This window comes from Lutibacter flavus (assembly GCF_900188355.1).
Lineage (GTDB): Bacteria > Bacteroidota > Bacteroidia > Flavobacteriales > Flavobacteriaceae > Lutibacter > Lutibacter flavus.
This window is the reverse complement of record NZ_FZNX01000001.1, coordinates 633239-645211: the sequence shown is the minus strand read 5'-3', so window position 1 is coordinate 645211 and position 11973 is coordinate 633239. Positions and strand designations below refer to the sequence as shown.

Annotated in this window: 6 protein-coding genes and 1 riboswitch; of the genes, 1 reads left to right on the top strand and 5 read right to left on the bottom strand. The window is 32.4% G+C overall.

Features of this window, described 5'->3' with window-relative positions; genetic code table 11:
- Positions 1–46: 46 nt before the first annotated feature.
- Positions 47–1951 (bottom strand): TonB-dependent receptor plug domain-containing protein, encoded by a 1905-nt coding sequence (locus CHB63_RS02780; protein WP_089376896.1) that lies wholly within the window; start codon positions 1949–1951, stop codon positions 47–49.
- A gap of 82 nt (positions 1952–2033) precedes the next feature.
- Positions 2034–2244: riboswitch (cobalamin riboswitch) on the bottom strand.
- 68 nt (positions 2245–2312) lie between these two features.
- On the opposite strand from CHB63_RS02780, the gene CHB63_RS02775 reads away from it, so the two are divergent.
- Positions 2313–3446, top strand: a complete 1134-nt coding sequence (locus CHB63_RS02775) for an ABC transporter substrate-binding protein (protein ID WP_089376895.1) — start codon at positions 2313–2315, stop codon at positions 3444–3446.
- A 256-nt stretch (positions 3447–3702) separates the two neighbouring features.
- On the opposite strand, the gene CHB63_RS02770 is transcribed toward CHB63_RS02775, so the two are convergent.
- From CHB63_RS02770 to CHB63_RS02755, 4 genes are all read right to left on the bottom strand, one after another.
- Positions 3703–7599 (bottom strand): DUF1566 domain-containing protein, encoded by a 3897-nt coding sequence (locus CHB63_RS02770; protein ID WP_141107246.1) that lies wholly within the window; start codon positions 7597–7599, stop codon positions 3703–3705.
- Positions 7600–7635: 36 nt separating this feature from the next.
- Entirely contained in the window at positions 7636–8280 is a 645-nt protein-coding gene (locus tag CHB63_RS02765; protein WP_089376893.1) for an outer membrane beta-barrel protein, read from the bottom strand.
- 74 nt (positions 8281–8354) lie between these two features.
- Entirely contained in the window at positions 8355–8873 is a 519-nt protein-coding gene (locus CHB63_RS02760; RefSeq protein ID WP_089376892.1) for a T9SS type A sorting domain-containing protein, read from the bottom strand.
- A gap of 439 nt (positions 8874–9312) precedes the next feature.
- A complete protein-coding gene (locus tag CHB63_RS02755) occupies positions 9313–11973 on the bottom strand; it encodes a DNA gyrase/topoisomerase IV subunit A (RefSeq protein ID WP_089376891.1) in 2661 nt (886 codons plus the stop codon).

Below are 11973 nucleotides of genomic sequence, written 5' to 3'. Positions count from 1 at the left end.
AGATACTTCATTTCATTTAGAATGACATTTTTTATCTTATTATATCTTAAAAATTAAAATCTAATCCAATTTTAAAATTTCTTCCTCTAGTAGTATATCCAATTGTTTCAACATAATCTTCATTAAAAATATTGTTCACTTGAATAAATACAGAAAGCCTATCTTTTATTAAATTATGGCTTCCATATAAATCAACTAAATTATAAGCATCTAAATTAATATTCTCTCCTGTTCCCCACTGATCAAAATATGTTCGTTCAGAAATATTTTTTAGGCGCAATGACACATAGCTGTTTTTAATTGAACTGGTTTCAATTAAAGCTGTGAATTTATTTTTAGGAATGTAATCCAAATCTGCACTTTTATTAGTATAAGTATGCCCTAATCTAAAAGAAACATCTTTTAATGCATTTATTTTAAGCTCAGTTTCTATACCTTTTGCATTTAACGTTTCAGTTGCGTTTTGGTAGGTAATATAATCTGGTAAAATAATAGCATTATCTTCTTCTCGATAAAAGAAAACCGAGTTAATTTCAAATAGTTGGCCCTTTGAATAAATTAATCCCAATTCAACAGTTTTAGTTTCTTCCGGATCTAAATTTACATTACCGTATTGCGAAAATAATTGGTAAGTACTTGGTGCAATAAAAGCAGTACTTAATGAAGAAATAACTCTAAAATTATTAGTGAAATTAAAAGATGGGTTTACATTATAAACAAAATGATTTCCATATTCGCTATGGTTATTTAATCGAAGTCCACCGTTTATATTAAATCCATTTGATGAATTATAAACTACTGTCGCATAAGGATCTATTGTTTCGTAATTAGCTATATTCTCGTCAATATTTCCATACGGACTGTTAGTTAAATTACTTTGTTTCTGATAATTTAAACCTGTTATTAATTGTATTTCCTCTGAAAATTTATAATTATTAACAGCATCAATAACATATGTTTTACCAGTATATTCATAATGATCTGTTTCTAGAGTCCAACCATTATAACTATCAAACATTCTATCAATTTTATTCATAGAAACAATTAATTTTAAACTTCCTTTGGTATACTTATAATTCGATGAAATCCCAAATCTAACTTGTTCATTTTCACCATTATTTATATCTGAATCAGAAAAAGCACCTGCATCGTAATCGTAGGTGTTTTTATCATAATTACTAAATAATTTAATGCTTAAATCATTATTAAAATTATAACCAATTCTCATAAATGCATTGCTTGCTTTTAGCGCATCACTTCCATATTTATCAGTGCTATTCTCATCACTAGCTTCTGATAAACCATCTGTTTTTGAAATATTGAAAGATGTTAAATAATTAAATTTGTTCAAAGCCCCATTAACAGATACATTTTGATTAATCTCATTAAAATTAATTTTTGAATCTTTTTGAGAATTATTAGTACCTACAGAGGTTTGATAATTCAATGAAATAGGTTTTTTATTAGCATCCTTTAAAGTAATATTAATAACTCCGGTTGCAGCACCAGAACCATATAATGTACTTGCAGCACCATTCATAACTTCAATAGACGCAACCTGACTTAATGTTAATAATCGTAAATCAAAAGTAGTGTTTACTCCAGAAGGGTCGTTAACTGGAACCCCATCAATTAGTACTAAAAAATGACGGTCTCTTCCTCCTCTAATATAAGTACTTTTATTTTTTCCGGCAGAACTGTTGTTGCCATTTATGTGAATTCCAGAAATGTTATCTAAAACATCAACTACTGTTTGACCTTTTAAGTTTTCAAGATCTTTGGCCTTAATTTGGTAAATAATTTTACCTACAAGTTCTTTTTTTGTTGCAAATTTTGTTGCGGTTACTACAACTTCGTTTAATTGCTCAACTTCTTGCTTTTTTTCTTGAGCAAATAAATTGGTGAATACCATAATAAGGCATACCCAACTTAAATGAAATGATTTTTTCATTTTACTTTGTTTGAATTAATTAATAAATTAATCAGGTAAGTTTTAAGTATTTCCACATACTCAAACCTTTCTCCCGAAAGTTTGAACTATAAAGATTTTGGCAGGTCTCCTGGCTTGCGTATTGTTATTTACCTTCCCATTCTTAAAGAACAGTGGTTAAAGAGTAATAACAACCATCGAACAAAATCGACAAAGCGTACAGTTGCGGGTACAGCGTTGGAGTTTAACCAACTTCCCTTTTCACTTAATCTATACTGAAGTATAGTGTAGGAACCATAATCAGCTGCGAAATTAATTAAAATAAGAGTAATTAGTACTATTAATTTTCTAAAATATTACATTTGCAAAAATTATATTTATAATGAAGTCTATAACGTACCAATTATTAAGTGTTTTAATTTTATTTTTAATTTCTGTATCATGTAAAAATGATGTGAAAAGTAAATCTCAACTAAAGGAAGTCAACTCTAAAAGCACTATTAAATACGCAAAAGGCTTTGAAATTCAATCTTTTACGAATTACAAAAAGCTAATTATTAAAGCTCCATATCAAAATTCTAAAGAAACTTTTGAATTTATTCTTACAAAAACTAAATCAAAAAATAACTTTAAAGAAATAGCAACTCCTATAAATTCAATAGTTGTAACCAGCACCACTCATATTCCAATGTTAGAATTATTACAAGTTGAAAATAAGCTGGTTGGCTATCCTAATTCAGATTATATTTCTTCAATTAAAACTAGAAAATTAATTGAAGATGGTAAAATAATAGATCTTGGAAACGAAGAAAATATAAATACTGAATCGTTAATAAATTTAAAACCTGATGTAGTTGTTGGATTTTCAATAAACAGCAACAATAAAATGTTTACCACCATTGAAAATTTGGGAATTCCAGTAATTTTAAATGGTGACTGGCTAGAAGAAACTCCTTTAGGAAGAGCAGAATGGATTCGGTTTTTTGGTGTTTTATTTGATAAAGAAAAAGAAGCAGATAGTATTTTTAATACTATTGAAAAGAATTATATAGAAGCTAAAAACACTGCCATAAAATCTAAAAATACACCTACAATTATTTCTGGGGGACTCTTTAAAGACATTTGGAATTTACCTGCTGGCGACAGCTTTGAAGCTACTTTTTTAAAAGATGCAAATACAAATTATTTATGGAAAGATTCGAAAGGAAAAGGAAGTTTATCTTTAAATATTGAAAATGTTTTTGAGAAAGGAAAAGATGCCAATTTATGGATTTCACCTAGTTTTTATACCTCCCTAGAAGAAATTAAAAAAGCAAATGATATCTATTCCAATTTTGAAGCATTTAAAAATAAAGAAGTTTATTCCTTTGTAAATAAACGTGGTGAAAAAGGCGGAATTATTTATTTTGAACTTGCTCCTGCCCGACCAGATTTAGTGCTAAAAGACCTAATTAAAATTGCCCATCCTGAGTTAATGGAAGATTATAAATTTACTTTTTTTGAAAAGTTGAAGTAATCTTATCCGTCATTGCGATTGAAACGAAGTGGAAAGAAGCAATCTCATGAGTAGAACTGCAAAGTAACAGATTACTTCGTTGCTATCGCGCCTCGTAATGACGGATTAAGTTACTTTTTTACTATAACAAAAAAACCAACACCACCTTTTTACGGTAGCATTGGTTTTATATTTTTAAAATTGACGCTTGTGTGGCTTTAATTTTATATTTGATAAATAATTAAATTGATAAACCTGCCTGCCGGAAGGCAGGTAACTAAAAAGCCCGAACAGCACGCACGTTGTACCTGTAGGCCTTACTATTGATAACTTGAACATCACGGACAAAATAATTTGCCCACGCGGTATTGGCATCGTTCTCTGTAGAACTCCAGTAGAAAGAGGTGGTAGGAAGACCTCCGGTTAAATCAAATCCTCCAATAGCATACCTGTTAAGAGCCATAGTGCTCAGTTCGTCCTTGCTAGGCAAAAACCAATCGTTATACGTAACTCCTCCATCTATAATTGAATAAGCATCACAAAGTTTTGCAGCTCCTCCAATATAACCAGCTTGATTCATCATCGCAATTGTGTTTGCTTGTCCTGTGCCTATAGCAGCTAAAGTATTGCCATTTAAAGTTGTTTGCGTAGAAACTCCGGTTATCCACTCTATACCTAGACCTAATGGCGTTTGATCATTTTCAGCTGCTATCAGACCGTGACTTTCTCCAGCTACATAACCAGGGTCTCCTAGTTGTAAAATGTATGCAATTATACCTCCTTGATATCTATCGCCTATTGCGAGTGTTGCAGATGGTGCTGAAGGTTCCAAAGCAGTTATTCTTGCTTCTAAAGCTGTTAATTTAGCTTCTAATGCATCTACATACGCCTTTGTAGCGGCATCTTGGGCGTTTGTAGGGTCTGCTAGATTTGTAATCGTAGCATTTGCCATGTCTTTTGTAGCATAGCTACTTAAATCTTGAGTTGCAGGATCACCAGCAATACCAACTGTCCAATCTGAAAAATTACCTGCACCTAAAATATAATCTACATTAATTGAAATATCATATAAAGAATTATCATATGAAGTTATTAGCCCTTCTACATAATTAGTTGCTGAATTTGCAAAACGAACCCGCATCCCAACACTATACGCATAATACATATTATCTAAAGTAAACGTTTTTACTCCAATTGTTATATCATTACTTGTTGTGGAAGTACCTCCATAACCTTGTCCCATTTGTCCCAGCATACCTGGAACTCCTGGTAAACCAGCACCCAAATTAATAGTCCAACTAGAAAATGTTCCTGATGCTGAAGATATTAATGTATCAATAGTTATAACCATCGTTTCACCATCATAAGATTGAATAACTCCTTCTATAAATTCAACTGTAGGATTTGTAGTTTCTGATATTCTAACTCTCATACCAGCGGTATAAGATAATGGTAAACTGGTAGTTAAAGTTGCTGTTCCGCTTGCACAACCATAACTTGGATAAGTCATACATCCACCAAAAGAACTTAAATCAATTGATGTGGTTGAAGTACCTGCATAATTATTGCTACTTCCACCTGTAGTTTCTACCCACACGGCTACCGTTGCAGTGGCATCTAAACAAACATATTCCTTCCCAATGGTAACATCTATCCATCTTGAACCAACTGAATAACCTAATGTTGAATCATCTGTTGCAATTGGAGCAGCTGTAGCACTTAAATTAACTTTAGTATTTTCAACATTTTCCAATCCAACTTGAGCCTTTGTTACAGCATGTGGGTTATTTGTTAAAGTTGAATGACTTGTATTCGCTACTACTGCAGTATTGGCTATTACTCTTGCTTCGGTATAATATAAATTTGTACCCTCAACTATATCTGTGGTAGTTGCAGCAGCTCCTGCTGTAACCAAACCTTGGGCGTCATACGTGATTTTTGTATTTGTGCCTCCTGTAATACCTACATTACTTGCAACAGCACCTAAACTTAATAATGTTGGCAAGGTTTGATCTCCTGTGTTAGATCCACTTAATGTGCTTATGCCTAATTTATTTTTAATTGTTGTTAAAGTTTCATCACCAGTGTTAGTTCCACTTATTTGTGCACCATCATTTAAAAATATTTCTTTTGTAGCTGAATTATATGATAATGAATAATTAGCACCTGAAGCAGTAACAGTTCTTATTGGGTCAACGTAAAAACCTTCCGTAGCCGAATTTAACTCTATCCCAGATGCACTTAATATTATGGAATTAGCTGCTTGATTGGTTTTACCTGCTAGCCTTCCAATAGCTATAGATGATGTTCCCTGATTATAACCTCCAGCTTGGGTTCCTATTGCAACAGCATCTGCACTTTGATTAGAACGACCAGCTTGCAATCCTATTGCTACTGCACTAGTGCCTTGAGAAGAACTTGCTGCATTATTTCCTATTGCCACAGCATCTACACCTTGGGATATCTGCCCGGCAGTAATTCCCAAAGCAACTGAATTAGCACCTTGACTACCGTTTCCTGCTTCATTACCAACAGCAACTGCATTTGTACCTTGATATTGTCTTCCTGAATTAATACCTACTGCCACTCCGTTTTCTCCTTGGTAATAATATCCTGCTTTACTACCCACAGCTGTTGCATTACTCCCCTGAGTTTCATAACCTGCTAGTATACCTATTGCAATTGCTCCACCCCCTTGAGCATTATAACCAGCTACATTTCCAATAGCTACAGCATTACCTTGTTGATTAGTTTTACCGGCTTCTTGACCAACGGCAGTGGCATTCCATCCTTGCGTAGTCATACCTGATTGATAACCAATGGCTATTGACTTTCCACCTTGCGTTGAAGTACCGGCTTGAGTACCAATAGCTAAAGCATTAGGTTCTTGCGAAGTACTTCCTGCAGCATTACCAATTCCAATCTTATCTGTAGAAACAATCCACTTTGTACCATTCCATACTTTAATCTGGCCCTGTGTTGTTGCAGTTATAGCATTTTCTTTTAAATCTATTGCATCATTTTGAGTTGTTTGCTCACCTTGAATAGTTGAAATAGCTCCTGCATTAATTGCTATTCCTGAAATATTTTGGTTACCTGTGTTAATTCCACTTGTATTGCTAATTATAGTTGCCTGAGCTGTTGTAATGCCAACTTTGGCAGTATTTAACCCAATTGATGTATTTTGAATAGTTTGCTCACTTTCTAAAGCTGAAATCCCAGTTGCATTGGTTGCAATTCCTGAAATATCTTGGTCGCCTGTATTAATTCCTGTTGTATTACTTATAGTAGTTGCCTGAGCTATTGTAATGCCAACTTTGGCAGTATTTAACCCAATTGATGTATTTTGAATAGTTTGCTCTCCTTGGATAGTTGAAATAGCACCAGCATTCGCTAATTCTGCTGATCCTGCTCTTGCTGCTTCATCTGAAATCCCAGTTGCATTGGTTGCAATTCCTGAAATATCTTGGTCGCCTGTATTAATTCCTGTTGTATTACTTATAGTAGTTGCCTGACCGGTTGTAATTCCAACTTTACCAGTATTTAAATAAATCGCATTATTTTGAGTAGTTTGCTCACTTTCTAAAGCTGAAATTCCTGCTGCATTTACTGCAATTCCTGAAATATCTTGGTCGCCTGGATATGATATTTTAGCTGTATTTAATACAATGGCAGCTGTATTTGTTTGTTCGGCTGAAATTGCTCTCGCTTTCTCTGCTAAAATTGAAGCTGCATTATCCACAATTAATTGTGTGGTTTCCTGCGTAGCAGGTTGAGGCATATACGTTAAGTTTTGCTCACTTAAAGCACTAAAATTAGTACCTCCTGAAAAATCAATCCCAACTTTTAATTTCTTTGTGATACCATCCCAAAAAATATCTGTAAAATCAGCACTACTCGTTGGCGATCCAGTTCCTATTAAAAGGTTGATCATACCATACTTATCGGTACTTGTGTTGTGTTGTTCCTGATATTCTTCTGTACCCGACGCATTTACAACTGTAAATTGTATGGAAACTGCGCTGTTTACCAAAATATTGTTTTGTGCATTTTGCCCTGGTAGTTCCTGTGGGTTCGGATTTAAGATAACCGCTTGGTAACTAATTCCTTTAGTTTGTGAAAAACCTTGAAATACCGTTACTATTAATAGCATTAAAAGTAGTAGTCTTTTCATAATTGCTTGTTTTATGTGTTAGTTTGTCTTGATTTTTTAGTTTGCTGGTTCTGTATTTGCTGTTTTTTTGGAAATGTTTATTAACAATCCAAAACCAATATTTTTACTTGAAATTTTTAATTCCGCATCGCCTGAAGCCATATCTAAACTTTTTCCATATAGATATTGCACATAAAAAGAAAGATCTTCTGATATAGGGTGTGAAAATCCTGCGCCTAGTTGCATCGCAACTAAAGTGGTATCAAAGTCATCATTGTTTTTTAAATCAATCACACTGTTGTTGAATGTTTGAGTTCCTTCAACAAAAAATGCAGCGGACATCCCTCCTTTTACATAAACACTTGCTTTTTTTATGTTAAAAAGGTTATAATCCAATCCTACATTTAGTCCTGCATAGTTTACGTTCCACTCCATAAAGTTTCCTACTGCTTGGTCGCTTCCTATTGCACCATAACTTGAATAATCCAATCCTACATTTAAACGCAAGTTTTTTGTAAGCAATTGGTTGCTATAACCTACTGCCATATAACTATTTGTGGTAGCTTGTAGGTTATCCAGGCTATTTCCTTGTGAATTTGTGTACTCAAATGAAGTTGATGATTTTCCGCCTTCAACATACAATTGTTGCGCAGTGGCAATGGTTGCGATTAATAGCATTAGTATTAAAGTAATTTTTTTCATATTGATTTGGTGAGTTTGTTTGGTTGTTATTTTATTTAATAAAAAAAATAAGTAAAGCAATACTTAATTACAGCTTACTTTTTAAGTATTTTTTTTATGAATTGTTTGTTGTTAGCGGTTACCTTTAATATGTAATCTGCCACTGAAAGGTTTTCAAATTGCACCTTTAGGTTTTGTTCTGCTGCATAGGTATTGGAAAAAACCAAGCGTCCCAATACATCAAAAACAGCAACTTCTACCTTGTTAGAAATTTGTTCTGAAAAAGAGATGGTAACACCTTCAACAAATGGATTTGGATATACAATAGCTTCTAAAATTAAAGGAATGGCTGTATCTCTAATTTTCGCCAATACATTGGGCTGTATAAAACCTTGACGTACCGTATAGTTTTCAGCACTAAAAGTTCCTATGGCACTGGCTTGTCCAATACTTTGCTGTACTGTATAGCTTTTGTTGTTTGCTGTAATAGTTTCTGACGATCCTGCAACACCAGTGGTTGCTCTTACTAAATAAGCACTTGTGGTGTTTTGGGCTTCGGTAAATTGAATAAATGTCAAAAATAAGACACTTGCAAAAAGTAATTTTTGTTTCATCTGCAATTAATTTATTTAAAAAGTTAAGATAGAATCAACTCAATTACTTGTGGAGAATGTAAAGAAACTTTTTTAGTTAGATGGTAAATGTAGTTCTAATTAAATGATATTTATCAGCTTTAAGAAAATTACATAGTTAACGCTATAAATGGTAGATTTAAAACACTCTATGGTATTTTAATTTTTGTTAAATTGTTTTTAAGGAAGCATAAAGTTCAAGAAAATAAAAACCGCCAATGATATCTATTCACAATTTAAGGCTTTTCAAAATAAGGAAGTTTATTCTTTTGTAAATAAACGAGGAGAAAAAGGTGGAATCATTTATTTTGAATTGGCTCCTGCCCGACCAGATTTAGTATTAAAAGACCTTATAAAAATTGCACACCCAGAATTACTAAAAGAATACGAATTTACTTTTTATGAAAAGTTAAAGTAACTTTTAAAAAAGTGTTACTTGATCAGGATCTTCATCAATCTTTTTTTTCGGTGGAATTATTGTCGGTTTTTTTTTGTTTTTATCAACAATCGACGTTTTTATTTCTATATCCTCTAATGGGAAATTATCAACAATCTCTTCTTCTATCACCTCAACTTCCTCAATAATTGGAGCTTCGTAAGGCAAAGACTCCAACATATTAACTGTCTTTATTTTATCCGTAGTTAATTGGTTTCCTTGTGCTTTTATTCCTTTTACTGATATAAACTCCTCCAAGTTAACCTCAATATTCTCTAAACTACGTTTAGAAAATACTATTTCCGCCATTGGTCTATAATCTGTAGAAACAATTTCTAGTTGAGATTTTGGGTGTTCCGATATAAAAACTTCATCTTTATTAGGATTGTCAATCATAAAACGTTTGATATAATAACGTTCTTTTTCTCCGTCGAAATAAATTGCAGAAATTGGTTTTTCAGGAATCCATTTTTCCAATACAATCATATCATTATCAAAATGTGTTGTCAACTCTGGTTTAATTGTTTTTACAATTCCTTTTTGATTGATTATCAATAACCTATCCTCGCCTTTAAACTCCCCTAATAATTCTCCACGTTCGTCAACATTTAAACGTTGAACAGTTTCGTCAAACCAAATTTTACGAGGTTTTAAAGTTGAAACACCTTCAGATTTTAATTCTATTTTTTTTATAGCATATTTTGAAACAATATTTCCTTTTGAGCTTCTTCCTTTTATTGCTAAATTAGAAAAATCAATATCCCATTTTAATTTTTTAACACTTCCAACAGAGCGTAAATTTATGGTAATCACTTCTGCTTCTCCATTTGGGTTTGCTGTAAAATAAAGAACAACCGAAGCTTTGTTTCCAGCTGTTAAATTGTATTCTTTATCACGAGTAACGCTCGTAACATTGAAACGTTTCATATAATTAGGTCCATTCCTTCCATCTCGATAAATCATATTGTAAACAGTCCTTTTATCGTTCTTTTTAAATACTGCAATATGAATAATATCTTTACCTACAAAAGTTTTAGTATCTACTTTTGTAATCATCATTACACCATCTTTTCTAAAAACAATAACATTATCAATATCAGCACAATCATCTACATATTCATCACGTTTTAAGGAAGTTCCAACAAAACCTTCTTCTCTATTAACATATAATTTGGTATTACGCATTACTACTTTTGTAGCAACAATATCATCAAATAATCGAATCTCCGTTTTACGTTCTTTTCCTTTACCATATTTAGTTTTTAACTCTTTAAAATAGTCAATTGCATACATAATTAAATTTGCTAAATTATTTTTCACAACGGCAATCTTTTCTTCTAAACTTTCTATGAATTGTTTAGCCTTATCAATATCAAATTTTGATATTTTTTTAATTCTAATTTCTGTTAATCTAACAATATCATCTTCAGTAATTGCTCTTTTTAAATGTTTAATATGTGGTTTTAAACCTTTATCAATTGCCTTAATTACACCTTTCCAAGTTTCTTCCTCTTCAATATCACGATAAATTCTATTTTCAATAAAAATACGCTCTAAAGAAGCAAAATGCCATTGTTCTTCTAATTCATTTAATTGAATTTCTAATTCTTGCTTTAATAAATCTACTGTAAGATCAGTAGAACGTTTTAAAATTTCAGAAACTCCAATAAATACTGGTTTATTATTGTCAATTACACAACATAACGGTGAAATGGGATTTTCACAACTGGTAAAGGCAAATAAAGCATCAATTGTTTTATCAGGTGAAATACCAGCTGGTAAGTGTACTAATATTTCAACATTTGCCGCAGTATTATCTTCAATTTGTTTTATTTTAATTGTGCCTTTATCATTTGCTTTTAATATGGAATCAATTAATGAAGACGTAGTAGTTCCAAAAGGTATTTCTGTAATTACTAGTGTCTTTTTATCAACTTGAGAAATATTTGCTCTACACCTAATTTTACCGCCTCTTTTTCCATCGTTATAATTAGAAACATCTGCAATACCACCAGTTAAAAAATCTGGTATTAAAGTAAAACTTTTTCCTTTTAAGTGTTTTATAGATGCATCAATAAGTTCATTAAAATTATGAGGTAAAATTTTTGTTGAAAGCCCAACTGCAATTCCTTCAGCCCCTTGCGCCAATAACATTGGAAATTTTACTGGTAAATCTACGGGTTCTTTTCTTCTGCCATCATAAGATGATTGCCAATCCGTAGTTTTTGGATTAAAAACAACATCTAAAGCAAATTTTGACAAACGTGCTTCAATATAACGAGAAGCTGCCGCGCGGTCACCAGTTAAAATATTTCCCCAGTTTCCTTGCATATCAATTAGCAAATCTTTCTGTCCAATTTGTACCATTGCATCTGCAATTGAAGCATCTCCGTGAGGGTGATATTGCATTGTATGCCCAACAATGTTAGCTACTTTATTATAACGTCCATCATCTAAATCTTTCATAGAATGTAATATTCTACGTTGAACTGGCTTAAAACCATCTTTTATTCCAGGTACTGCTCTTTCTAAAATTACATAGGATGCATAATCCAGAAACCAATCTTTATACATTCCCGTTACCTTAGTAATGGTCTCTTGATTTCCGTACTCTTCGTTTATTTCTTCGTTGTTTTCTTCTGCCAT